The sequence below is a fragment of the Rossellomorea aquimaris genome (assembly GCF_001877785.1).
GTDB classification, from domain to species: domain Bacteria; phylum Bacillota; class Bacilli; order Bacillales; family Bacillaceae_B; genus Rossellomorea; species Rossellomorea aquimaris_A.
The window spans coordinates 924,098-948,134 of the sequence record NZ_MINN01000074.1; the positions used below are offsets into that span (position 1 = coordinate 924,098).

At 43.2% G+C, this 24,037-nt stretch carries 31 protein-coding genes and 1 tRNA gene; 8 read left to right on the forward strand and 24 right to left on the reverse strand.

Annotated elements, in window-relative coordinates; translation table 11 throughout:
* Nucleotides 1–132 precede the first annotated feature (132 nt).
* Nucleotides 133–333 carry a cold-shock protein CspD gene (gene cspD / locus BHE18_RS08420; protein WP_032089110.1) on the reverse strand — a complete coding sequence of 67 codons (201 nt, stop codon included), beginning with the start codon at nucleotides 331–333 and terminating at the stop codon, nucleotides 133–135.
* A 294-nt stretch (nucleotides 334–627) separates the two neighbouring features.
* Between cspD and BHE18_RS23200 the strand changes: the two genes are divergently transcribed.
* Nucleotides 628–804 carry a hypothetical protein gene (locus tag BHE18_RS23200; RefSeq protein ID WP_171910675.1) on the forward strand — a complete coding sequence of 59 codons (177 nt, stop codon included), beginning with the start codon at nucleotides 628–630 and terminating at the stop codon, nucleotides 802–804.
* Between the two features lie 113 nt (nucleotides 805–917).
* Here the strand turns inward: BHE18_RS23200 and BHE18_RS08425 are convergent.
* Nucleotides 918–990: transfer RNA gene (locus BHE18_RS08425), tRNA-Val, on the reverse strand.
* A 149-nt stretch (nucleotides 991–1,139) separates the two neighbouring features.
* Between BHE18_RS08425 and BHE18_RS08430 the strand changes: the two genes are divergently transcribed.
* Nucleotides 1,140–1,376 (forward strand): hypothetical protein, encoded by a 237-nt coding sequence (locus BHE18_RS08430; RefSeq protein WP_071618117.1) that lies wholly within the window; start codon nucleotides 1,140–1,142, stop codon nucleotides 1,374–1,376.
* Between the two features lie 26 nt (nucleotides 1,377–1,402).
* On the opposite strand, the gene BHE18_RS08435 is transcribed toward BHE18_RS08430, so the two are convergent.
* The 4 genes from BHE18_RS08435 to BHE18_RS08450 form a co-directional block, all read right to left on the reverse strand.
* Entirely contained in the window at nucleotides 1,403–3,388 is a 1,986-nt protein-coding gene (locus tag BHE18_RS08435) for a TRAP transporter permease (RefSeq protein ID WP_071618118.1), read from the reverse strand.
* Nucleotides 3,375–3,896, reverse strand: coding sequence for a DUF1850 domain-containing protein (locus BHE18_RS08440; RefSeq protein ID WP_071618119.1), 522 nt, complete (start codon nucleotides 3,894–3,896; stop codon nucleotides 3,375–3,377). Before BHE18_RS08440 ends, BHE18_RS08435 begins: the two co-directional genes overlap by 14 nt.
* Nucleotides 3,897–3,981: 85 nt before the next feature.
* Complete coding sequence (locus BHE18_RS08445; protein ID WP_071618120.1) at nucleotides 3,982–4,968, reverse strand: TAXI family TRAP transporter solute-binding subunit; 987 nt, start codon at nucleotides 4,966–4,968, stop codon at nucleotides 3,982–3,984.
* 313 nt (nucleotides 4,969–5,281) lie between these two features.
* A complete protein-coding gene (locus BHE18_RS08450) occupies nucleotides 5,282–5,836 on the reverse strand; it encodes a phosphatidylglycerophosphatase A family protein (RefSeq protein ID WP_071618121.1) in 555 nt (184 codons plus the stop codon).
* 149 nt (nucleotides 5,837–5,985) lie between these two features.
* Between BHE18_RS08450 and BHE18_RS08455 the strand changes: the two genes are divergently transcribed.
* The 4 genes from BHE18_RS08455 to BHE18_RS08470 all read left to right on the forward strand — a co-directional run bounded on the left by BHE18_RS08455 (nucleotide 5,986) and on the right by BHE18_RS08470 (nucleotide 8,621).
* On the forward strand, nucleotides 5,986–6,711 hold the full coding sequence (locus BHE18_RS08455) for an alpha/beta hydrolase (protein WP_071618122.1): 726 nt from the start codon (nucleotides 5,986–5,988) through the stop codon (nucleotides 6,709–6,711).
* 154 nt (nucleotides 6,712–6,865) lie between these two features.
* On the forward strand, nucleotides 6,866–7,381 hold the full coding sequence (locus BHE18_RS08460; RefSeq protein WP_071618123.1) for a YjcG family protein: 516 nt from the start codon (nucleotides 6,866–6,868) through the stop codon (nucleotides 7,379–7,381).
* A gap of 5 nt (nucleotides 7,382–7,386) precedes the next feature.
* A complete protein-coding gene (locus BHE18_RS08465) occupies nucleotides 7,387–7,812 on the forward strand; it encodes a GNAT family N-acetyltransferase (RefSeq protein WP_071618288.1) in 426 nt (141 codons plus the stop codon).
* Between the two features lie 134 nt (nucleotides 7,813–7,946).
* Nucleotides 7,947–8,621, forward strand: coding sequence for a DUF421 domain-containing protein (locus BHE18_RS08470; protein ID WP_071618124.1), 675 nt, complete (start codon nucleotides 7,947–7,949; stop codon nucleotides 8,619–8,621).
* Here the strand turns inward: BHE18_RS08470 and BHE18_RS08475 are convergent, their stop codons facing one another.
* The 10 genes from BHE18_RS08475 to BHE18_RS08520 all read right to left on the reverse strand — a co-directional run bounded on the left by BHE18_RS08475 (nucleotide 8,622) and on the right by BHE18_RS08520 (nucleotide 14,256).
* The gene (locus tag BHE18_RS08475) at nucleotides 8,622–9,518 is read right to left on the reverse strand and encodes an MBL fold metallo-hydrolase (RefSeq protein ID WP_071618125.1); all 897 of its coding nucleotides are present in this window, start codon (nucleotides 9,516–9,518) and stop codon (nucleotides 8,622–8,624) included.
* Between the two features lie 67 nt (nucleotides 9,519–9,585).
* A complete protein-coding gene (locus tag BHE18_RS08480; protein ID WP_141771829.1) occupies nucleotides 9,586–9,810 on the reverse strand; it encodes a hypothetical protein in 225 nt (74 codons plus the stop codon).
* 181 nt (nucleotides 9,811–9,991) lie between these two features.
* Entirely contained in the window at nucleotides 9,992–10,252 is a 261-nt protein-coding gene (locus BHE18_RS08485) for a stage VI sporulation protein F (protein ID WP_032089120.1), read from the reverse strand.
* A gap of 122 nt (nucleotides 10,253–10,374) precedes the next feature.
* Entirely contained in the window at nucleotides 10,375–10,497 is a 123-nt protein-coding gene (locus BHE18_RS08490; protein WP_071618127.1) for a YjcZ family sporulation protein, read from the reverse strand.
* A 72-nt stretch (nucleotides 10,498–10,569) separates the two neighbouring features.
* Nucleotides 10,570–11,268 (reverse strand): DUF421 domain-containing protein, encoded by a 699-nt coding sequence (locus tag BHE18_RS08495; protein ID WP_071618128.1) that lies wholly within the window; start codon nucleotides 11,266–11,268, stop codon nucleotides 10,570–10,572.
* A 15-nt stretch (nucleotides 11,269–11,283) separates the two neighbouring features.
* Entirely contained in the window at nucleotides 11,284–11,640 is a 357-nt protein-coding gene (gene spoVAE, locus BHE18_RS08500; RefSeq protein WP_071618129.1) for a stage V sporulation protein AE, read from the reverse strand.
* An 18-nt stretch (nucleotides 11,641–11,658) separates the two neighbouring features.
* The gene (spoVAD, locus tag BHE18_RS08505) at nucleotides 11,659–12,675 is read right to left on the reverse strand and encodes a stage V sporulation protein AD (protein ID WP_071618130.1); all 1,017 of its coding nucleotides are present in this window, start codon (nucleotides 12,673–12,675) and stop codon (nucleotides 11,659–11,661) included.
* On the reverse strand, nucleotides 12,675–13,145 hold the full coding sequence (gene spoVAC, locus BHE18_RS08510; protein ID WP_071618131.1) for a stage V sporulation protein AC: 471 nt from the start codon (nucleotides 13,143–13,145) through the stop codon (nucleotides 12,675–12,677). The genes spoVAD and spoVAC overlap by 1 nt, the downstream gene beginning before the upstream one ends.
* A gap of 12 nt (nucleotides 13,146–13,157) precedes the next feature.
* Nucleotides 13,158–13,625 carry a sporulation protein gene (locus BHE18_RS08515; protein ID WP_071618132.1) on the reverse strand — a complete coding sequence of 156 codons (468 nt, stop codon included), beginning with the start codon at nucleotides 13,623–13,625 and terminating at the stop codon, nucleotides 13,158–13,160.
* A 271-nt stretch (nucleotides 13,626–13,896) separates the two neighbouring features.
* Complete coding sequence (locus tag BHE18_RS08520; protein ID WP_071618133.1) at nucleotides 13,897–14,256, reverse strand: DUF1360 domain-containing protein; 360 nt, start codon at nucleotides 14,254–14,256, stop codon at nucleotides 13,897–13,899.
* Between the two features lie 136 nt (nucleotides 14,257–14,392).
* On the opposite strand from BHE18_RS08520, the gene BHE18_RS08525 reads away from it, so the two are divergent.
* Nucleotides 14,393–14,875, forward strand: a complete 483-nt coding sequence (locus BHE18_RS08525) for a CotY/CotZ family spore coat protein (RefSeq protein ID WP_064565108.1) — start codon at nucleotides 14,393–14,395, stop codon at nucleotides 14,873–14,875.
* 54 nt (nucleotides 14,876–14,929) lie between these two features.
* On the opposite strand, the gene BHE18_RS08530 is transcribed toward BHE18_RS08525, so the two are convergent.
* From BHE18_RS08530 to mgtE, 5 genes are all read right to left on the reverse strand, one after another.
* Complete coding sequence (locus BHE18_RS08530) at nucleotides 14,930–15,448, reverse strand: CotO family spore coat protein (RefSeq protein ID WP_071618134.1); 519 nt, start codon at nucleotides 15,446–15,448, stop codon at nucleotides 14,930–14,932.
* A 428-nt stretch (nucleotides 15,449–15,876) separates the two neighbouring features.
* The gene (gene fabI / locus BHE18_RS08535; protein WP_071618135.1) at nucleotides 15,877–16,653 is read right to left on the reverse strand and encodes an enoyl-ACP reductase FabI; all 777 of its coding nucleotides are present in this window, start codon (nucleotides 16,651–16,653) and stop codon (nucleotides 15,877–15,879) included.
* A 74-nt stretch (nucleotides 16,654–16,727) separates the two neighbouring features.
* Nucleotides 16,728–17,219, reverse strand: a complete 492-nt coding sequence (locus BHE18_RS08540) for a DinB family protein (protein WP_071618136.1) — start codon at nucleotides 17,217–17,219, stop codon at nucleotides 16,728–16,730.
* Between the two features lie 118 nt (nucleotides 17,220–17,337).
* Nucleotides 17,338–19,200: a monovalent cation:proton antiporter family protein gene (locus BHE18_RS08545; protein WP_071618137.1), complete on the reverse strand. Its 1,863-nt coding sequence runs from the start codon at nucleotides 19,198–19,200 to the stop codon at nucleotides 17,338–17,340.
* A gap of 21 nt (nucleotides 19,201–19,221) precedes the next feature.
* Entirely contained in the window at nucleotides 19,222–20,619 is a 1,398-nt protein-coding gene (mgtE, locus tag BHE18_RS08550) for a magnesium transporter (RefSeq protein ID WP_071618138.1), read from the reverse strand.
* A gap of 226 nt (nucleotides 20,620–20,845) precedes the next feature.
* On the opposite strand from mgtE, the gene prpE reads away from it, so the two are divergent.
* Nucleotides 20,846–21,586, forward strand: a complete 741-nt coding sequence (gene prpE, locus BHE18_RS08555) for a bis(5'-nucleosyl)-tetraphosphatase PrpE (protein ID WP_071618139.1) — start codon at nucleotides 20,846–20,848, stop codon at nucleotides 21,584–21,586.
* 23 nt (nucleotides 21,587–21,609) lie between these two features.
* Here the strand turns inward: prpE and BHE18_RS08560 are convergent, their stop codons facing one another.
* The 3 genes from BHE18_RS08560 to BHE18_RS08570 are packed head-to-tail and all read right to left on the reverse strand — an operon-like array spanning nucleotide 21,610 to nucleotide 24,011.
* Nucleotides 21,610–22,554: an RluA family pseudouridine synthase gene (locus BHE18_RS08560; RefSeq protein WP_235860265.1), complete on the reverse strand. Its 945-nt coding sequence runs from the start codon at nucleotides 22,552–22,554 to the stop codon at nucleotides 21,610–21,612.
* Nucleotides 22,529–23,356 (reverse strand): NAD kinase, encoded by an 828-nt coding sequence (locus BHE18_RS08565; RefSeq protein WP_268876303.1) that lies wholly within the window; start codon nucleotides 23,354–23,356, stop codon nucleotides 22,529–22,531. Before BHE18_RS08565 ends, BHE18_RS08560 begins: the two co-directional genes overlap by 26 nt.
* Nucleotides 23,346–24,011 (reverse strand): GTP pyrophosphokinase, encoded by a 666-nt coding sequence (locus tag BHE18_RS08570; protein WP_071618140.1) that lies wholly within the window; start codon nucleotides 24,009–24,011, stop codon nucleotides 23,346–23,348. Before BHE18_RS08570 ends, BHE18_RS08565 begins: the two co-directional genes overlap by 11 nt.
* Nucleotides 24,012–24,037: the final 26 nt, after the last annotated feature.

Consider the following 24,037-nt stretch of genomic DNA (forward strand, 5'->3'; position numbering starts at 1 on the left):
TATTTGTTTTCCATTTCTATTTTATCTTTGAATGAATTAAAAAGAAATAATTTTAAGAAGATTCAGTTTATTATTTCCGATAAAAAAACAGACCCATCAAAAGATGAGTCTGTTTTAGAAGTTTAAAATCAATTATTTCTTAACAACGTTAGCTGCTTGTGGTCCACGAGCACCTTGTTCGATGTCGAAAGAAACTTCTTGACCTTCGTCAAGTGATTTGAAACCTTCACCTTGGATCGCTGAGAAGTGTACGAATACATCGTCTCCACCTTCTACTTCGATGAATCCAAAACCTTTTTCTGCGTTAAACCATTTTACTTTACCATTTTCCATGAAAAATGCCTCCTAATGTGCTTAGCACACAATGTATTACTATTCTTGCGATATCAGGTGAAAAATCAAATCTTGTTCTTCCCTCGTATACCGGACAAAAATAATTCTTCTATAGAATAACAGGATTCTAAGAAATAAGCAAGTAAACATGAGCCCAGTTTATAAAGTCAGACGACTTACTATTGAAGAATACCCTGACTGTTTTGAACTTTCAATGTTTAAATATCATTACTGCTTTCAGCAATACTTGAAATTTTATATGGTATAATAAAGATAGTTGAAAGGAAGTGTCATATGAAATCCACTAAAAGTTTGTTTCCTAATGGATCTCTGGCTACGATTAAAGAAACCGGGGAAACGGTCACCATCTTGAAATCACAATATGTTAAAAATATGAAACGTTATTCGTATATTGTCAAAGAACATCCAGGCACCTTCTTCTTTGAAGAGGAATTGACCAGGGGAGAATAACAGTCTGAAGCTGCAGATCCATTTGTACTGCAGCTTTTTTATTTACGCATAATATGTTCTGAGCAGCAAAAAAGCCGCCGTCCAGTTAAATGGGACGGCGGCTTTTATTGTGATGACCTGTGAGGGACTTGAACCCCCGACCCCCACCCTGTCAAGGTGATGCTCTCCCAGCTGAGCTAACAGATCGATTTAAACTACATTTATTATTATAGCGCGAATTAAAGGAATGTCAATATATTCTTATGGATATTTTGTCGAAAAATTTATAGACTATATGTATATAAGAACGAACGTTCGCATATACTGTTTATACACCGACAGAAAGGAAGGTCAGGATGAACAAACTTCTTATCCGTTCTCTCACCGAACAGTCACCGGTTGAAATCATCTATATGGCTGACCCTGATAAAACCACAAAAAGAAAAGTCATTATTAAAAAAGTGAATGTGGATTCTGTGACTGCTTATTGCTTCCTTCGAAAACAGCTTCGTACTTTCCGGATCGATTGCATTCTTGCTGCTTATCCGCTAATGAAACACAACGATCGTTTTTTTTCGTCAAAAAGAGGATGACCGATATGGTCACCCTCTTTTTACATTTATACAGTTGCTTGTTTAGGGCGTTTGTCTTCCCTTTTAATGAAGAATTGTACAGCCAGTAATAAACCGAATGAAACCAATCCGATGATATCCGACATTCCTTCCGGGTAAATCAGCATAAGTCCCGATGCAACCAGGAGGAATCGTTCAATTACATACAACCTGCGGTACCAATAACCGATCATCCCGGCACCGATTGCAATCATTCCTGTCACTGCGGTAAATACAACCCATAATAATTGAGGTATGGTCGTATCGATCATAAGCAGTTCAGGTGAGAGCACGAACATATACGGTATGATGAATGCCGCTATGGCCAGTTTTGCGGAATTGACACCCGTCCGTATCGGTTCGCCGCCTGAAACCCCGGCTGCCGCGAATGCAGCAAGTGCAACCGGAGGAGTGATATCCGCTATGATACCGAAATAGAAAACAAATAAATGAGCCGAAAGCTCCGGTGCACCCAGTAAGATAATGGCGGGTGCGGCAATGGTGGATGTAATGACATAGTTAGCAGTGGTCGGTGATCCCATTCCCAGTACAATCGATGCAATCATCGTAAAGAACAAGGTCAACAGGAGTTTTCCCTGGGCAGAACTCGTTAAGTCAGCAGCGAGGTCAACCAGCCCGTTGGCAAGTGTCAATCCCAGTCCTGTCTTAGTTACCACTCCGACAATGATACCCGCAGCCGCCGTAGCCACAGCAACAGAAAGAGCGGTGCGTGCACCATCGACCAGCGCATCGACTGCATCCATGAATCCGATTCTTGTTTCTTTACGGATCGCACTGATTGCGACAGTCGCCACGATTGACCAGAGTGCGGCCCTCATTACGCTCATTCCGCTAACAAGAAGGATGATGACTGTCAATATAGGAAGAAGCAGATAAATCTTCTTCAAGACTTCTTTTTTATCCGGCATTTCTTCATCCGATAGTCCGCGCAAGCCAAGTCGTTTGGCTTCAAAATGCGTCATGATCCAAATACCGGTAAAATACAATACAGCTGGAATGGCAGCCGCTTTGGCTATATCCCAATAGGAGATCCCTCCGATGAATTCGACCATCAGAAAGGCAGCGGCACCCATGATAGGCGGCATGAGCTGCCCGCCTGTCGAAGCGGCTGCTTCCACTCCTCCGGCAAACTCTTTTCGGTATCCAAGTTTTTTCATCATTGGAATTGTAAAAGAACCTGAAGTGACAACATTCGCTACAGAACTTCCGCTGATCGTACCTTGCAGGGCACTCGAGAAGATGGCAACCTTTGCCGGCCCCCCCGTGCGCTTACCTGCAATGGCAACAGCCAGATCATTGAAATATTGGCCAACACCTGTCTTCACAAGAAACGCCCCGAATAACAGGAACAGGAATATGAATGTAGCCGAAACGTATAACGGCGTACCAAGTATCCCTTCTGAAGTGAAGAACATCGTTTTAACGATGTCATCCCAATCATAGCCCCGATGAGCAAGGAAGCCCGGCATCTGTCTTCCGTAATACATATAAAGCAGGAAGACTGAAGAGATAATCGTGATCGGCAGTCCTACTGCACGTCTTGTTGCTTCCAACACCAACAGGATGGCTGCAAGTCCAACGTAAAAATCCAGACTGGTCATAAGCCCTACACGGCTTACGATATCATCCTGCATGATCGGCCAATAAGCACCGATACAAATGGAAATGGCAGCCAATACGACGTCATACCATGCCAGCTTATTTAATTTCAAGTTCTTTTTCCTTGCAGGGAAAAGAAGGAATACAAGAGATAAGGCAAAACCTAAATGAATCGACAGCAATAACTGTCTCGGGATGAATTGGAATATGGATGCTGTCAATTGAAATAATGAGAATGCTAAGAGACCAAAAAATATGATCCATTTAAACAGGCCGGATTCCAATTTCCTTGTAGAAGATTCCGGATCGTATTTTTCTAATAATTCTTGTTGTTGTTCTGCAGTAAGAGACTCAAATTTTTTATCTTTTTCCAACAACAATCACTCCTTTCCATTGGCTGAACAGCGATACTTTTTTAAAATGCATCCTAACGATGGATCCCTCTTTGAAGTACTCTTTCAATGGATATACTTCACCGTCATAGACAAGCCGGTGATTAGCCACCACTTGTCCGATCTGTATGTCGATGAACGGGAATTCTCTGTCCATATTCGAAATGGCATACCTGCCATCTTCCGTTCTGGTGAATACTTCCCGGCCTTCTGCGTCAGAAGGCATTCCGATCGCTGTGTCTTCGTATAACAGTTTTGTTTGACGTATTTTATTTGCAGGTGTTTGGCGATAGATTTCCTCTACCTCTGACAGGTGGATGGAATGGGTATAGAGGATTGAAAATGATTTATCTTTACTGATCGAGAAATAAGCGGGTTTGTCTTCGTACTCCCTCGGTTCTATCACCAGGAATGTTTGTAAAGGAAGAAAAATGAATGATGTGAGAATAAGAAAAAGGAGAGCGGCCACTGACAGGTATTTCTTTTTCATCGCTTATCCCCCTTTCCATTTCTTCAAAACAAAAGAATAGACCGTGATAAGCGGCCTATCCTTTGTTCATCCCGGGGTGAAACTATTATTCTTCTGAAATACCTTTTTCATCAAAATATTTCTTTGCACCCGGATGCAATTCGATACCCATACCCTTTAATCCATTCTCAGCTTTGATCAGCTTACCTTTTGCATGGGTGATCTGGTCTGTATTTTCAAAGATTGCTTTTGTTACATCATAAATGACATCTTCAGAGATATCCGCATTAGTTACAAGCATCGCGCTTACAGCAACGGTCGTGATTGCTTCATCCACTTTACTATACGTACCGGCAGGGATTTCATCCTCGGCATAGTATGGATATTTCTCGATAAGTTCTGCAATCTTGGCTGACTCAACAGGAACGATGGAAATATCTTCAGTCGCTGCAAGTCCTTCCACCGCTCCGGTCGGAGTACCTGAAGTAATGAATGCCGCGTCGATTGTTCCATCCTGGATCCCCGTAGTAGAATCATCGAAAGACAGGTTGCGGGCTTCAAGGTCTTCAAGTTTCATACCGTGGATTTCAAGGATCTGTTCTGCGTTCAAAAGTGTACCTGAACCTGCTTCACCTACTGAAACGACTTTCCCTTTAAGGTCTTCCACTGATTTGATGCCGGATTTCTTAGTTGTTACGATTTGGATCGTTTCAGGATATAAAGTGGCGATACCGCGTGCATTCTCTACTTTATTATCAGAGAACATTTGCGTACCTTCTGAAGCATATGAAGCTATATCTGTCTGTGTAAAAGCGATTTCAGTTTTACCATCTTTAATTGAAGCCATGTTCTCGGCAGATGCACCAGAAGTGGATGCCGAAGCTTTAATTCCGGTTTCATCTTCAATGATCTTTGCGAAGGTACCTCCAAGCGGATAGTATGTACCTCCAGTTCCACCTGTAGCGATTCCGATGAAATCTACTTTTTCATCACCATCGGAACTTCCGCCGCCAGCTCCGCCTCCGCATGCCGCAAGTACGGCAGACAGAATAAGAAGCAAGGCAGTGCTTAAGAATAAACTGCGTTTTTTCATAATCTGTACCCCCTATTAAATTTTCTACTTTCCCGTAATCAATTGTATCACAAACTGTAACATTCTTGTCAAACAGGATACATAAACTTATAATTTTTTTCATAAAAAAACTATCCATCACCCATCAACCCTCCGCAACATCAGATTTACCGCTATATTTCATCGTGTTGCAGAGTTGTAAAATGCATGAGAAATGTATAAAGCGTTTCCAAAATACCTGCTGGATATTCACCGGAAACAGATAATTGTCCACGTAAAAAAGACTGAAGGACGTCAATGACCCTTCAGTCAAACTGTTATACATCAGTTTTTCTTATCCGATTAATTCTTCATCCTCAAATTGCTTTTTATCTTCGCTTGAAATGTTTTCTTCCTTGTCCCGAAGACTGTGCGCGATCCGTGAAGAAGCGTTCGCTGCGATGCTCGCGATGATATCATCAAGGAAGGTATGAACACCCTTCCCGTTTTTCGTATCCAGCTTGCGAATGATCCCGATCTTATTCTTATCTAAATGGCCGAAGGTCGTCACGGCAATGCTTCCATAGCCCAGTGCGGCACCGAGCGCTATTGTCTCATCCACCCCGAACAGCCCTTCGTCGGTTTCGACGATTGATTGGAGGGGCTCTGAGAGCATCTTCTTTTCTGCAAGCTGATCCAATTCCACGCCAACTAAGATGGCATGCTGAATTTCCCTTTTTAAAAGTACTTTTTTCACGCTGTCTATACAATCTTCCATTTCCAATTCAGAATGGTATGGGAACTGCATTTCAAAAACGATTTCAGCAATATCCTCTATTAACACTCCCCTGTCTTGAAGTTTCTGGAGTGCTGCCTGGGTGACTTCTTTTGAATGTATCGGTTTTTGCATTTTATGTACCCCTTTCTAACTTTTCTTCCATAGTGGAATTATAACACTTTTTAGAATTTTCTCTCCCTGATCTGCTTGAAGGATTTACATGTAAGATTGTGATACAATCTTTTTGTAAACGTTATCGAAGAGAATCAGGAGGGTTATGTATGACTGTAAACAGAGGTACCGTGAACGAATTGAACCTCTTCAGTAAAGAGCTGAATGAGGAGATAAAGATGCTGGTGTATCTCCCTGCGACTTTTTCTCCCCTTTATAAATATTCTATATTGATTGCGCAGGACGGCAAGGACTATTTCCAGCTCGGCAGGATCCCCCGTCTGGCAGATGATTTTTTGAATAATAAAGAGATAGAAAACATGATCATCGTAGGCGTACCATATAAAGATGTAGAAGACAGAAGAAGAAAGTATCACCCTCACGGAGAAGAAAACGATGCTTATATCCGTTTCCTGGCCCATGAACTTGTCCCTTATCTTGATGAGCATTATCCGACTTATCATATGGGAATGGGACGTGCCCTTATCGGTGATTCATTAGGGGCAACCGTCTCACTGATGACAGCCTTAAAATATCCCAATACCTTTGGAAAGGTTATTCTTCAATCACCGCTCGTAAATGAAAAAGTACTGAATGAAGTTGAAAACTTTGCCCACCCCCATCTTTTAAATATCTACCATGTAATAGGAACCAAAGAAACTGAAGTAAAAACAACCGATGGTAAAGTAAAAGACTTCCTTACGCCAAACCGCCAGCTCCATGAACTGTTCAACGAAAAGAAATTCACCACTTTCTATGAAGAATTCGAAGGTGACCATACGTGGAAACACTGGCAGCCGGACCTGAAAAGGGCCCTTCCCATGATGTTTGGGTGAAATGCTGTTACAGACACCATGAAAGTGAATTCTCCCACACAGTGGGAGAAGTTCCCTTTCGTTCGCCCTATATTAAATTTTTGAAAAATTTGCTATACTATATTTATACTAATTGTTTTTACAAGTAACAGTATATAGAGGAGGTTTGAAGACAATGAACTATGGTGTTGTCATTTTCCCATCAAAAAAGCTTCAGGATTTAGCAAATTCTTATCGTAAACGATACGATCCTCATTACGCTTTGATTCCACCGCATTTGACCCTGAAAAATGTGTTCTCTGCTGATGATGATCAAATAAAAGAAATCGCCGATAAATTAAGGAACGTCGCAAAGAAATATGACCCCTTTAACTTAAAGGTTTATAAGGTCAGCTCATTCCAGCCTGTGAACAATGTCATTTATTTCAAAGTGGACCCTACCCCAGAATTAGAAGGGCTTCACCATGATATGCATAAACAGGACGTATTGGACGATGAGCCTGAATTCGCTTTTGTTCCGCATATCACGATTGCACAGAAACTTTCAAACGATGAACATTCCGATATTTATGGTTCACTGAGCATGCTGGGTGTGGATCACGAAGAAACGGTAGACCGTTTTCATCTCCTCTATCAGCTTGAGAACGGTTCATGGACAGTTTATGAAACATTCCGCCTTGGAAAGGACTAATGCAGTTGAACGTAGAAATCGCTCAATCGGAATCACAGCTTGAAGATGTTTTCAGTGTAAGAAAAACCGTGTTTGTGCAGGAACAGAATGTTCCTTTGGAAGAAGAAATCGATGAACATGAAAATCAATCGACCCACTTCATTTTGTATGACGGGGGCAGTCCGGCGGGGGCAGGAAGATTCCGTCTGCTGGACGGAATCGGAAAGGTTGAACGTATCTGTGTGTTGAAAAGCCTGCGCGGTAAAGGGGCAGGCAGGGATATCATGCAGGCCATTGAACATTACGCTTCTGGGTGCTCCATTTCCAAACTTAAACTCAATGCGCAGACCTATGCGATCCCTTTTTATGAAGGCCTGGGTTATAAGGTTGTCTCTGAGGAATTCATGGATGCAGGGATCCCTCACAGGACGATGGTTAAAACCATATCTTAATCAGTCAGTACAAACCAAAAGATCAATCACCCATCACCAAGGGAGATTGATCTTTTTTTGTCGAAATACATATAACAGGCGTATAAACGTATATGTACTGGCCGATAATGTAGAAATATATGGGGAGGGATACTATGGAGTACATGTCAATAGTCGTAGAGCTCGTCGTCGGCTATTTCGCCCTTTTGTTTTTAACGAAAATATTAGGGAAAACTCAAATCACCCAAATTTCTGCCTTTGACTTTATCTCTGCATTGATATTGGGCGAATTGGTAGGGAATTCCCTTTATGATAACGAAGTGAGTGTCTGGCAGATCCTTGCGGCGATTTTCATCTGGGGATTTTTAATTTTCGCCACGGAATTCATTACGCAAAAATCCAGAAGGTTCCGTCATGTTCTGGAAGGTACGCCCGCGATTGTCATAAATAAAGGAAAAATAGATTTCAACGTATTAAAGAAGAATCACCTCGATTTGAATCAGCTGCAGCATTTACTGAGGGCAAAAGATATTTTTTCTGTCAGGGAATGTGAGTATGCGCTATTGGAAACAAATGGAACATTAAGCGTCCTTAAAAAACCTTTGTTCGAAAATGTACAGCGGTCAGACTTGAATATCCAGCCCACTCAAGTAAGTCTCCCGCTCTCATTGATCATTGACGGGGAGATTGTCTATGATAATTTAAAAATAGTGCACCAGCAGGAAGATTGGCTGATGCACGAAATAAATAAAAAAGGTTTCCAATCACACAAGGAGGTCCTCTATGCAGAATGGAAAGAAGGAGAGGATTTACTGGTCCAGGGATATTAGTCAAGAAACTGAAACCCTCGGTTCATTATCCCTGATATAGAACCTTATTGCCCCTATACGTTCCAGGTGTGTTAAATAAGCGGTCACAGAGGTACGGAACAAAAGCCACTGACCCAGATTCTTCGCGTCAATCGTATGTAAGGTCAGAAATTCTTTGGTCAGGCTCTCCAAGGACTCACCGTCCTCTTTATTTTCAATCAATTGAAAAAGAGCATGAATCCTTTCTTCATGGACTTTTTGATTCTGTCGGATGGTTTCGCTGAAGTCTTCTTCATATCGTCCATGCCCCGGTATCGCTCCTTTACACTTTATGTGAAGGAGTTTTTCCAATGTGGAAAGAGTCTGGTCTGCATCGATAATAAACGGAATCACATGTTTTTCGAGGGCTTCAGTACCAAAATAACCGTCCGCTGCGTATAGTATATCCTCAATCAGCAAGCCTTTCTGGGCATAGGAGTGGCCGGGCATATCCAGGGCCTCGATGACAAAAGGTCCGATTTCATTCTCCCCGGTTTCAATGTGGAAATCTACTTTGACTGGAGGGCCTTCGAGAAATTTATTCCTTAATTCATTAATGGGATTGGCGCCATTGAATAGATAGATCGGTTCAAGAAGCGGGTTTTCAATGATGGCTGATTCCATGGGAGGGCTGTATAGAGGTATCCCGGTTTCTTTCTTTAAATATGCTGCACCTCCGAAATGATCTGTATGGGCGTGCGTGACGATACAGTAATCCAGCGGAAGTTCTTGTAGTTTCAGCAATCTCAAGACCTTCTTTGCTGCAGACTCATCCAGCCCTGCATCAATAAGAAGACCCTTCCCATCCTTCTGACAATACCCTATGTTCACTGCTCCTGTAAATGCGTAGCAATACTCGTTAAACTGTTGAAGCTTCAATTCCTTCATTCCTTTCAGTACAATGCTGCAAGGCTCGTACTGTTCGTGACTGCAGCGGTCCTTTACTCTATACGTATTCGTTAAAGTAAGTGCCTTTTCCTGTTGCTTTTGCCAATAACTCTTGAGGGATAATTTTTTTATGAGGTTGTCTTATGAGGGATGGTACGCCTTTTCCCTGGTCACCACTCAGCCCGGTGTGAATTTCATCACGTCCGGTTTCTTCGGGATTATTTTTTAATGCCTTTGCAGGCTGAACGGGAAAGAATCGAAAAGGATGTTTATTCACTTTCATTTCCCTTTCCTGATATTGTTTATATTGATAATGTGGAATTGGGGCGATATAGCCCATTTTCATGACCTCCTTATTATGGTTTTACCCGGTTACAGCTTTTTTAATCCGGCTCAAAAATAAAAGAGAATTAACATAAAGTACGTGTCTTCACGTTCTTTTATGTCCATTCTCTTTTAAAAATTTACTTCTTCCCTTTGTTGAGCATATTGGATATAGTCCCAAAATCGAGCTGCTTTCCGTCATTAACGATTGACTTGACAATCTTATCTTCCATTTCTTTATTAACTGGTTTGTTGGCAATTTTCGAAACCCTTTTGATTACTTTCCTGACTGTCGCTTCATCCTTGAAATTTGCATTTTGCAGTGAGTTTGCAAGCTCCAGGACTTCGTTCATATTCACGCCTGTCTTCTGCTCGAGATTTTTAAAGAAATTGTTGTTCATGAGTAAACCGCCTCCTTTTTAACTATAAGCATCATATGTATAAAAATGGAGAGCGTGAGTATTCCAAGAAAAAAAGACAGGATCCCTCTCAAAGAGGATTCTGCCTTTATTCTGCTTCATGATTAGCAGAAGCTAGCTCCGACGATGATCAACAAGATAAATAAGACGACGATCAATACAAAAGTAGAACCATAGCCTCCGCCATATCCGCAGCCACCATAACCATATCCATATCCGTAAGGCATTCAGCTTCACCTCACTTTACCTTTAGTCACTTATAACATATGTAAGTGAGGGATATTCCGTATGGGCTTTTTTCAATTTTGTTGTGTGTTTGTCCAATTAAACAGATCCAGGGTCAAATTCCCTTCACTGTCCGCCTGGGCGAGGAATACTGCCTCAAAATCAAGCTTCCTTTTCAAAAGTTCCTTTAACAGCCATGGCTTATCAAATCCAACCGCCTTCAGTGCCGCTTCATCAATTTTCCCATCAATAATGACGGCCTGCGGAGGTGTAGCCCTCTGAAAAACAGCCAGCATATCTTCTTTTACCAGAGGCTGTTTTTCTTTTTTAAGCATCACGCTTAGATCTCCATTTGTATCCAGCGTGGCAAATTCGACATCAGCAGCCCTGAAGACATCTTTTTTCCGCAATTGTTCAAGCAGTTCATCTACGGAGTATTTTTCTTTTCGCAGTGCTTTTTCATCGATTTGTCCATCTTTAATGAAAACAGAGGGCTTACCTTCTGCAAATCTCCTGAATCTGCTGCTCTTAAGAGAGATAAAAGAAAACAAAAGCGGGAATGAAAACCATAGCAGGATACTCATTAGGCCTTCACTGAGCGGGAGGCCAAGATCCATTGAAAGGGTTCCTGCAATGCTTCCGACGGTGATACCTGTTATATACTCGAAAAATGACAATTTGGACAGTTGCTTTTTCCCAAGAAGCTTTGTAATAAAGAACAGCGAAAGAAGGATAAATGAACTTCTTGCTGCAACTTCTAAATATTCCGGCATCTCATACACCCCCTGCTATCCCTTCGGTTTAAAAAGGAGAGCCCCAATGAAACCAAATACAATCGCTGCGGAAATGCCTGAGCTTGTCACTTCAAACATCCCGGTCAATACGCCTACCAGTCCATGCTCCTGTGATTCTTGCATGGCACCGTTCACTAGTGCATTTCCGAAACTCGTTATCGGGATTGTTGCACCTGCACCAGCAAAATCAATCAGCGGTTCATATAATCCAAAACCCGAAAGAATGGCCCCTGCTACCACGAGCAGGCTCAATGTATGAGCCGGCGTCAATTTTGCCACATCAAACAACAGCTGTCCGATGACGCAGATGATTCCTCCAATAACAAACGACCAAAAGAACATGGCTATCATGATTACTACCTCCCTATCCTATAAAAATTCAATGGAAACGGCATGTGCAATACAAGGGATCGTTTCTCCCTGCTGGAAGGTGAGGGGCGACAGCAGAGCGCCTGTTGCTACTACCAAGATCTTCTTATACGTACCTTTTCTCATTTCGTTCAACAGATGCCCGTAAAGGACAGTGGCTGAACACCCAGGTCCGCTTGCCCCCGATTGAACCGGCTGGTCTTCTCCATAAATGAGGAGTCCGCAATCCTTATACTGCTGATCTGTCAAAGTATATCCGTTTTCCTTCATCAGCTCCATCGCCGTCTGTCTTCCAATGGCTGCAAGATCTCCGGTTACGATCAGATCGTAATAAGAAGGGTCTCTTCCCAGATCCTGAAAATGACCGGTCATTGTATCTGCTGCTGCAGGTGCCATTGCTCCTCCCATGTTGAAGGGATCCGATAACCCAAGGTCGATGACTTTCCCGATTGTAGCGGCAGTCACACGCGGCGCTGGAGATGTGACAGCAGCACCATTGCCGACTACTGCATATCCAGCTCCTGTTACCGTCCATTGTGCAGTCGGGGGCTTTTGCCCTCCGTACTCAGTCGGATAGCGGAATTGCTTTTCAGTTGCAGAATTATGACTTGAGGCACCGGTCACTACTTTTTCAGCCCCTTGATGATTGACCAGAAATGCAGCAAGTGCCAGCCCTTCCATTGAAGTCGAACATGCTCCGAACAGTCCGAAATAAGGAAATGAAAATGTACGTGCCGCAAAGCTTGATGGAGTGATCTGGTTGATCAGGTCACCGGTCAGGAAAAATTGAATCTCATCCTTTTGCAGTTTTTGTTTGTCCAGCGCAATTTGCACTGCATCCTCGATAAGCGTTCGATTTGCTTTTTCGTATGAGTCTTGCCCCATCCATGTATCATCAAAAAAACGGTCAAAGTCATCAGACAGTTTACCCTTTTTTTCAAATGGTCCTCCCACGACGCCTGTTGATAAAATGGCAGGCTGCTTCTCGAAGACCCACGACCTTCCTCCTTTAAGCATCAAATCAACCCCCACAGGATTAATATTGTCTTGATCAGCGCCACAACGAATGCGGCAAAAACACCGAAGACTATGACGGAACCTGCCAGCTTAAAGATGTTCCCGCCCACACCAAGGACATAGCCTTCTGTTTTATGTTCAATTGCGGCTGATATGACTGCATTGCCAAATCCCGTTACAGGCACTGCGCTCCCTGCACCTCCGAATTGTCCAAGGTGGTCGTAGATGCCGAATCCAGTCAGGAGCATGGCGAAAAAGACCATAGTAGCGACTGTCGGATTCCCGGCAGTCTGCTCAGTGAAATTAAAGAAATATATATAGAAATAACTTACTGCCTGCCCGACCAGGCAAATGGCTCCGCCTACAAAAAATGCTTTTATCACATTTTTCAACAGCGGCCTTTTTGTTTCATATTGTTTTTCAATTTTTTCATATTTCTGCTGTTCGGGGGTTTTGGGTGTCTTTCCCACAGAGAATCCCTCCTACGTCTTTTCCTTCTGAAGCTGGATGATGTCTTTGAATTCTTTTTCAGCTTCTTTCTTGGAAATCGTTTTCTGCTGTATTTTTTCTTTTAAGCGGACCGTTTCCAGAAAGATTTTGTAATCGCTCGATAAAATGAAGTCTTCACCGGGATGCTTATCTTCAAGTAATTTTTCCATATCCTTTTCTATTTTTTTCATCTTAAAGCGCTGCAGATGCTTTACCTTATATACAACCAGTGTTTGTTCCTTACTTTGAATTACGGCTACATCATAGAGTTCCTTCTTCTCAGCCAATTCCTTTTTAATCGCATGGCCGAAGCTTTCCGTTTCGGGATGATCAACCAGTTCAACAGGCTCAGGGTCGGTTGTCTTTAAGAGAGCGATTTTACTTTCCTCTCCATCCTCTTTGTTGGAGCAGCCTGCAATCATTAAGAGGCTGATGATTCCTGCCAGTAAATAATTTTTCATACACGATCCCTCTTTTTTGTTTATCATCATTCTTTATTTTTTTCTTAAAGTCTGATTTTATGTCAAAAAAAAAAGACTGCTCTTAATGAGCAATCTATTTTTTCTTTGATTTCGAACCACAGCCGCAGCCGCCTTTTTTCTTTTTATTTGTTGCAGTATTTGTTGATTTAATCACATTATCTATAGAGGTTTTTTTCAATTTCATTGCCTCCTTTTGCATATGGATGATTCATTATATGTAAAAGAAAGCGTGCTTGTTTCCACTAATTACCTACACTGATTCTCTATTCCAGTACTGTACGGCAGCTTCAATGATCGCTGCCACACCGGCAACAGCGAGAAAAGTGGTGAGTGGACCGAATATGACTGGAAACAGCAGGTATCCGCCGTATAAGAACAGGCTTACCCAGATTCCTGTGCACCAATAACAGGATAGCAGTTGACCAATAAAGCCTTTAAAACCAGTCGTCTTGGGTATGAGATAGATTTCTTCCACTCCGTCCTCCACTTCTTTTACTTCATCAAAAAAGGGAGCTCTCATCCGTTCTGTTATTTTATCGAAGACAATCAGATGCGTCATCCGAAAGATGGCAAAACCAAGGGCCAACAGCTGTACCAATGTTAAATCCATTTAAGACCGCCCTTTCTATGATTGTAAATATATACAAGCCCAAATTTTTAAAAGAGGGCAGATGTCCGTTACCTAATTGCCTACGCGACAATATGTTAGTAATGTAAATGAAATTTATTTTAAGGAGGAACTTTATATGGGTTGCGGAAGAGATAGAGATTTTGGTAAAAAAGATCTCGGCTGTGTATGTCAAGCTGTGCGCGCTATCAAGGACATTCAAGATGCTGGTGACGAATGCAACGAATGCCGTAATGACTGTTTCCTTGAGCCACTGGGAACAATGGTCAGCCCTGCTAACCGTGTAAATACACGTATCTTCAAGCTGTATCTGAAGAACGGAGACACATTCAAAGCACACATCAAAGGAAAGCCTTGGAAGTCACCATTTTTCCGGGTGAAGGACATCTTCGATAATTGCTGTGCTACATTGCAAGTAGTGAAGCCAGAGCACCATCACCACGGTGGATCAGGCGGAGGCGGCAGAGGCGACGATCTTGAAGATGCAGATACAATGATGAGCGAATGGGAATTAACAGGCGACTGTATCACAGTTGACCTTGATTGCTTCTGTGCGATTCAATGCATCAAAGACGTATATGTCGACTTATGCGAAGACTGATAAGACAGAGTGACGCAAGTAAAAGCCAGCCGGGGAATTCCCGCCTGGCTTCTTTTAATGCAAGCCGATCATCTTGATGGATTTCAGCGAGTCCCTTGCTACAGATACTTCATCACCTTGGAACGTTTTTAGTCTGATCTCGGACTCAGTCTTAGTGATGAGCACCCCTTTATAGGTATCGTTACCTGTACTGAATTCACATGGAAATGGTACTTTACCGTTGATGCTCGCAGTAATGTATTCAAGTTTTTCATCCAGGTTCAACTCCTTGAATGGCGGCAGCCTCCTGAAAGCTTGCATCGGAGGCTTGGAGTCCTCCCTGGCAGCCTCATGGGCGAGACTGGTTTCTATTTCAATTTCAGATACTTCGGATACAGGGGGTGAAGTTGATACACCAGAATCAATTTTGTGACTGTCGGTTTTGTTTTCGATCGGTCTTGCAGGATTGGCTTCTTTTTTCTCTTTCCGTTTAGACGAACGATAGACCACTTGCATGTTCCCTTTGACTTCCTGCAGCTTTGGCTGCTGAATGTATAACAGTGGTTCTTTATTCGATGACTTATCTTTTTTCATGAAGTACACCTCCAATTCTTCTCCACTTTTATATGTATGCAAATGGTGCATGTCAGTTTCATTTTAAGGATAAAAAACCGGCGGGAACCACTTGGAAGAGGAGTTAAATAGGTGGTGATGGGGGTTGGATGGATTAATCCCGGATTATCCCGGCTGGCCTAAGCAGCTTTTCATACGGGATTGAAGGAATCTTTCGTTTCGGAACATTAATCTTCGAATTAATGCCGGTAATCCTTGAATTTCCGCCATTAATCTTTCAATTTCCCCCTTTAATCTTTCGATCCTAAGGATAATTCAGTCATACGGGAAAATATGGTGACACCCCGCACTTCATCAATATACTCAAAATCCAGGTAACAATAAGACACTTTTCTAGATAAAAAATCCCGCCGGCACTAATGCCGGCGGGATTAATTGTTGAATAAAGATTACCCAAGGATATGGTAGCCGGAATCGACATGGAGGTTTTCTCCGGTGATTCCCCTTGAAAGGTCGCTGAACAGGAATACAGCTGTATCTCCTACTTCTTCCTGTGTTGTATTGCGTCGCAGCGGTGCACGCTCTTCGATTTCTTTAAGGATCGAGTTGAAATCCCCCACTCCTTTAGCGGAAAGGGTGCGGATAGGGCCTGCAGAAATGGCATTTACACGGATGCCGTGCTTGCCCAGGTCACTGGCAAGGTATTTAACACTTGCTTCAAGTGACGCCTTTGCTACACCCATGACATTATAGTTCTGCATTACGCGTTCTCCGCCCAGATACGTCATGGACACAATGCTTCCGCCTTCAGTCATTAAATCCTTCGCTGCCTTTGCCACGGCAGTGAGTGAGTAAGAACTGATATTATGTGCGAGAAGGAAACCGTCTCTTGTCGTATTCATATAGTCCCCGGCAAGCTCTTCTTTATTTGCAAATGCGATGCAGTGCGCAAGGCCGTGAATCACTCCCACTTCTTCCTTTATCGAAGAGAAGCATTTGTCGATGTCTTCATCACTCGTTACATCACATGGGAAGAAAAGAGACTCTTCTCCGCCTTCCAATGTTCCTGCAAGATCTTTTACCCCTTTTTCAAAACGTTCTCCAGCATATGTAAATACCAATCGTGCACCTGATTGATGAAGTGAACGCGCAATCCCCCAGGCGATACTTCTTTTATTGGCAACCCCCATAACAACATATGTTTTGCCTGCTAATGAAAGAGTCATATTAATCCTCCTATTATTACAAGTTATTAGTACCTGATACTAATTCTACATGAAACAACAAAAAAAGAAAAGGTTCATTTCAATGATATCTTTCTTTTGGTCTCTTCAATTTGATGGATATGACGCTCTTCGTGCCTTCCGAGAAGCTCAAGCACCTGCCATACCGGCATGATGCCAAATCGATGATGAACCATTGTCTTCCCGGAAAGAGTGTCTTCTGTATGCCCCTCCATGAATTGGTCAGTCAACCTTCTTGATGTTTGCAGGGCTGTCAATAACTGTTCCCTTGTTTGAGGTTCTTCCGGCGGATCGATCGGTGCCTTGAGTTTTTTATTTTTATCATCAAATACACTTAAATCCACCTCTTCCCCTCCCGTTACCTTCCCGCTTTCTGCAGCTTCGAGCGCGAGTTTTAAAAAGCGTGCCTCAGCACCCGCCAAATGAAGGATAATTTGGGCAACGCTCCACTCATCCTGTGCCGGTTTTTCGTTCAGCTCTTCGAATGTCAAAGCCTCGAAACTTCCTTCAAGCTTCTCTCTAATGTCTTTTACGTTCGTTTCCCACATTTCTGACCATCTCCTTCTCATTCTGCATATGTAACTTATTAGGTATTCACTATCGAAAATCCTTTTTTCAAGAAAAAGTAAAGGCCCTCCGGTGTCACCGGAGAGCCTTTTTTATAGACTAACAATACTCACAGAATTCTAGTTCGCGTTTTAGTTCATCTACATATTCTTTAGAGCCGGTAACGATCAACCGGTCATTCATATGAAGTTCTGTATCACCGTGAGGGACAATCGAATCTTTGCCCCTGAAAATACGTACAAAAATGACATCCCCCGTAAACGGGAATTTCCTTAATGTCATCCCTTCAAACTGGCTGTTGAGCATCTTGATTTCATAAAGTGACATTTCCTGGTTCGTAAGGATATTCATCACCGATGGAGATTCAATCATTGCTCTTAACAACGCTTTTGTTGAAAGGAATACGGAGTAAACCTCAATTCCCTGTTCCTTGAGTGATTCATGCAGATCAGGGCTTTCGACACGAACGATGACCCGCTCCACACCTCTTTCTTTTGCTGCGACGGAAAGAGTGGCATTCGCTTCTTCATCTCCTGTTGATATCACAAGGATATCAGCTTCAAATATGCCAAGATCATCCAGGGTATCAAGTTCATAATCTTTAATTTCATTGATAGTGAATAATGAATCTGCAATATTCTTATCCGATTTATCCTGAACTGTGTGGTAAAGCGTCGAATCGTAAAGGGACGATTGAAGCTCCCTTGAAGCAGGCAATGTCATTTGATTCGCTCCAAGGAACACGACGCTCAATTTCTTTTCAGCTGCACTTTCCCGCGGGAAGAGCTTCTTAAAGACAATCGGAGTAATGATACAGGCAATGACGGCCACAAGGATCAATGTCCCGCTCATTTGAGGTGTAATGATTTCCATCCTCTCAGCAATCTTAGCTGCGGCAATCACCAGTGAAAGGGTAGACGTCAGCAGAAAGGCAGATGCAAGAGTCGTCTTTGTATCGTACCATCTTTTCAGGAGGTACACCGGAAGAAGCTTTGAGATTAAGAAAGCCAGCAGGAGCAGCGGAATCAGCAGCAGCATTTTTTTATCGCTGAGCATTGATTGAAGATCGAGTTCCACACCAACCATAACGAAAAAGATCGGTATGAGAAAACCATAACCGAAGGAATCCAGTTTCTGGACCATTTCCTGGTTTGGAGCCAATAGTGATACCAATACCCCGGCAAGGAACGCTCCCAGGATATTTTCTGCACCGACGGTTTCAGACACCGCGACAAGCAGAATGATCAGTGTGAAAACTGCCCGTGTCCCGATCTGAACCGTACCGGTGGACAGGCTTTTGATGAAATTGTTGTTTTTCATGCGCTTGCCCAGCAGGTATAGAACGACCCCTACACCGAATAGTACAAGCAGCAGCCACATGCTGCCGTGTCCTTCACCGTATAGGGAAACAAATACTGCAAGAAGGATCATGGTAACAAGGTCAGCAATGACGGCGATCAATAAGATGATCTGACCGATGGCCGTCTTCGAAATCTGTGCTTCCTTGAGAGTCGGGACAACCACTCCCAAAGAAATGGTCGATATGATCAATGTCATAAGGAAAGCATTTTCTATCAGTCCAAAAAGGACGAATAAATAGGACAATCCCAGAGACACAAAGAATATTCCAATGAATATAATGGTTGCCACCATCAGCCGGTTCGGCTCTTCCTTACCGCTCGGAAGGATTTCTTTCTTGGCTTTACTATTCGAGAATGCCTTAAAATCAATTTCCAATCCGCTTAAGAACATCAAAAAGATGAAGCCGAACGTGGATAAGGTTTCAAGCCACATATCCTGATGAACCAGGTCGAATCCGCTTTTCCCGATCACTAGTCCCATGATGATCTCGGCAATGACCACAGGGATAAAATTCAGTTTAAAACGATGCAGCAGTATCGGCGTCAAAAAGGCGACAATGATCACAATCACCAGTGACGTTACAGAAGCATGCTGTTCCATGATACTCTCCCCCTTTTCTTTCTATATAAGATAATTTAAAAATAGCGTAGCAAGCCCCAAATAGATCAGGGTGCTGATGATATCGTTGATTGTCGTGATGAATGGGCCCGAGGCTACGGCGGGGTCGACTTTCAATTTATGCATGAATAGTGGTACAAGCGTGCCTGCCAATGTAGCAACAAATAAAGAAATGAAGACTGAAACCCCGACAAGCATACCGAGGAATAAAGTACCTTTCCACACATAAACAATGAGACTGGCAACGATTCCGCATGTCGTTCCGGTTATGAGACCTGTGCCTGCTTCGCGAATGACAAGGGAAACCTTGCTTTCTTTCTCCAAATCACCTGTTGCAATCCCGCGTACTGCAACCGCCAGTGCCTGAGTCCCTGTATTTCCTGCCATCCCTGCTATAAGCGGGATGAAAACGGCCAGAATGGCAACTTTATCGAGCGTTGCTTCGAATCGGCCGATGAGGTTTGCTGTGATCATGCCGAGAAATAATAACGCGATCAGCCAGGGCAGACGTTTCTTAGCCGCATTGAAAGGATTTCTGTCAATGGAATCCAAGTCGGCGATACCAGCAAGTTTTGAATAGTCATCAGATGCCTCTTCTTCCATGACATCCATGATATCATCGACTGTTATGATCCCGAGGAGATGATGCTGGAAGTCCACGACCGGCAAGGCAAGGAAGTCATAGTCCTTCATTTGTCTTGCAACGGCCTCCTGGTCCTCGCTCACCCCCACTGCCATGACCCTTTCACTCATGATTTCAGAGATCATGACGTCATCATGACTGATGATAAGATCCCTCAGTGAGATGACCCCAACGAGCTTCTTATCATCGTCAACCACATAAATATAATAAATGGTTTCTGCATTCGGGGCTTCGTTCTTAAGGATATACATGGCAGATCTGACCGTCTGATTTTGTGATATGGCCACAAACTCGGTCGTCATGATACTCCCTGCAGTGTATTCTTCATAATGAAGGAGTTCTTTGATTTCTTTGGCAGATTCGTCGTCCATGATGGTAAGATAGCTTACCACCTGTTCTTTATCAAGTTCATTCAATACGTCGACTGCGTCATCGGCATACATGTTAGATAACATTTCTGCTGCATATGACGGGTTCATTTCTGCAAGTAACTCCTGATAATCTTCTTCATCTATATCCAGGCTTTCGAATAGTTCAGCCATTTCTTCCGGAGAGAGATAATGGTAAAGCCTGGTCCTCAGTTCGTCTTCTACTTTAGAAAAGAATTTTGCCTGATCATAGGAGTGTAACTGTGTAAATTCAGACCTGAACAAATCTAAATCTTCCTGCCTGAGGGCTCTAATGAGAAGCTCTTCATCATACATTTCTTTATCCTGCTTTTCTTTTTCGTTGTTATGTTCTTTGACCGCTTCTTCCATTAAGGCTCACCCTCCTCTTTATGTTAATCTCATATAGTCGTAATAATACTAGCAAATCTTCTTGAAATTGTCTTGCATGAACAGGAGTATTGGCTTTGGTAAAATTGCCAAATGTCCTCTTAATGAATAATTACACCCGATTTTTCAAACACTGAACCATTAATATGTCATAAAACGAATGAAATGAAAAGAAAAAAGTTTCCCGTTAACAGAAGGAAGTGACAATATGAAAATTGATGTCATCGGTGATGTGCACGGATGTTTTGACGAATTTTACAGGCTGACTGAAAAACTCGGCTATGATTGGGACTCCGGTCTCCCCCGCCACCCGGAAGGACGAAAACTTGCCTTTGCCGGGGATTTGACCGACCGCGGCCCCCACTCTCTGAAAATGATCACGGTCGCGGCTTCCCTTCACCGTGAAAAAGAAGCATACTATGTCCCGGGGAATCATTGCAATAAACTTTACAGATATTTTCAGGGTAACAATGTGAAGATCCTCCACGGTCTTGAAACGACAACGGCAGAATTAAGCGCCCTCACAGAACAAGAAAGAATGGAGTACAGGAACTCATTCATAGAGTTATACGAATCTTCCCCCTTGTATGAGGTCCTGGATGAAGGAAAATTGATCATAGCTCATGCCGGGATAAAGGAAGAATATATAGGAAGGAACGACAAACGTGTAAAAACATTCGTCTTATACGGTGACATAACCGGCGAAGTGAACGAGGACGGTACTCCGGTAAGAAGGGATTGGGCAATGGAATACAAAGGCAGGGCATGGATCATCTATGGACATACCCCAGTTATGAAACCAAGAAAGATAAATAATACGGTGAATATCGATACAGGGGCTGTATTCGGAGGGGAATTGACGGCATTCAGATACCCTGAAATGGAAATAGCAAGCGTGCCGTCAATGATGCCATTTGTAAAAGATAAATTCAGGACCTTTCCAGGATAAACTGCAACAATCCCCTGTGCCGGTTAACACAGGGGATTGTTCATTTCTTCAGTGGCCAAAACTGACAAAGCTTCTCTGAAATCATTTGCAAGCGGGCTGACAAATTCCATCTCTTCCTCTTTCATAGGATGAAAAAACGAAAGGGATTTACAATGAAGCGCCTGGCGCTTTATGCGTTTTACATCTCCTCCATACAAATCGTCCCCAAGGAGAGGGTGGCCGATGGATGCCATATGCACGCGTATCTGATGCGTTCTTCCAGTGAAGGGCTTCACGGACAGATGGACAGCTCCGGGATATTGTTTAAGAACCTGATAACCGGTCTTGGCATATTGACCGTCATGCCGGACTTCCCTTTCGATAATACTCGTTTCTTTCCGTCCGATCGGCTTATCGATGACTCCTTGTGTACTGGTCATCACCCCTTCAGCAAGTGCTTCATAGGTCCTCTTCACTTTTCTTTCCTGATGATGCAGGGAGAACAGATGATGTACATGCCGATGTTTGGCCACAAGTACCAGGCCGGATGTATCACGGTCCAGCCGGGTTACGATATGAACCGCAGATGCCAGGTTAAGTTTTTTGTAATAACCGGAAATCCCGTTCGCAAGACTTCCCGTTGGATGATCTTTTGCAGGAATTGAGTACATCCCCCATGGTTTATCCACCACGAGGATATCACGGTCTTCATAAATGATTTCGAGCGGTATGGACTGGGGAATTAATTTCCGGCTCCCTGTTTCAGGAGGAAAATCAAGTTTGATCTTGTCGCCCTCAATTAATGGATGACGGACATTTACTTCCCTTTCATTCACTGAAATCGACCCGCCTTCGAATTTGACCGATGTAAGGGTCCGTTTGGAAATGTTTTGATCCACAAGAAATTCCCGAAGTAGTTTCCCTTCATAAAGAGATGGGACGCTCCATTCGATAGAGTACACTTTACTCATCTGCCACGAATGAATCATGCACCCTCTTCCAGAATGGGAATGGCCGGAAGCGGGCAAATCGGATTTTCTCATCTGCAACACGGTATTGGATCGATTTAACATCTTTATGAAGAAGGGATAGATGGTCGATCGTCACCAGAAAGTCAGGACCGTTGACAGGCTTCAGCATACACGTATGATGGGCCGGAAGGATAAGCGGCGAACCGATCGTACGGAAAACCCGGTTATTGATCGATGCCATTTCTGCAAACTGGATCGCAGGCAGGGAAGGATGGATGATGGCGCCCCCCAGTGCTTTATTGTAAGCAGTGCTTCCTGATGGCGTGGATAAACATAATCCATCCCCTCTGAAGCGTTCAAAATGCTGTCCCCTGATTTCAACATCCATGACGAGAGTGCCTTCCACACTTTTTACTGTAGATTCATTCAAAGCCAAATAACGTGTCTCTTTACCCCCGTGCTGATAACGGATGATCGTTTCCAGAAGGGGATATTCGATCACTTGATAAGGAGTTTTAGCAATAGCTATGACCAGTTTTTCGATTTCTTCAGGCACCCAGTCTGCATAAAATCCAAGATGACCTGTATGTACCCCTACGAAGGCGGTTTTATCAAGCCTTGAACGATAGCGGTGAAAGGCATAAAGCAATGTCCCGTCCCCGCCTACCGAAATGACGATATCCGGCTGATCCTCGTCATATGTCAAATTGAAATCCTGTAAATAGGTTCTCATTTTATGCATCAGCGTATTGGACTTGGAATCTCCCTTTGATGTAATGGCAAACTTCATTTTATTGCCCCCCTTCGTCTCATTGTTTATGAATTCTTTTATCAGTCGAGCCGCTTCCCCTTTTATCTTTTTCCATCTTGTTGGTGAATATGGCCTGTGCCTCCTGGATTTCTTCGCGGATCAAGCTCATTTCTTCGTCAAGTCGAAAAGCTGCTTCTGCCGCACGCTGAAGGCGCATCTGGATCCTTTCCGGAAACTGGCCGCTGTACTTATAATTCAAAGAATGCTCAATCGTCGCCCAAAAATTCATGGAAAGTGTCCGGATTTGAATTTCGACAAGGATGTTTTTTTCTCCCCGGATCGTCTGCACCGGATAATCCACGACGACATGATAAGACCTGTAGCCGCTGGGCTTTTTATTCGTCACATAATCCCTTTCTTCAATCACTTTGAAATCCCTGCGTGCGCGGAGGCGCTCCACCACCGTATGAATATCTTCAACAAACTGACACATCATCCGGAGACCGGCGATATCCTGCATCTCTGTTTCGATATCGGATAATGCAATTCTTTTTTGATTGGCCTTATCCAATATACTGGCGATCGGCTTGACCCTGCCAGTAACAAATTCAATCGGAGAATGGGTCTGCTGAAATTCATATTCGCCCCGCATCCCCTTAAGTTTCACTTTAAGTTCTTCCACTGCTTGCTTGTAGGGAGCTAAAAATTCTTCCCAATGATTCATTGCCTCACCTCACCTGAAACATTCCA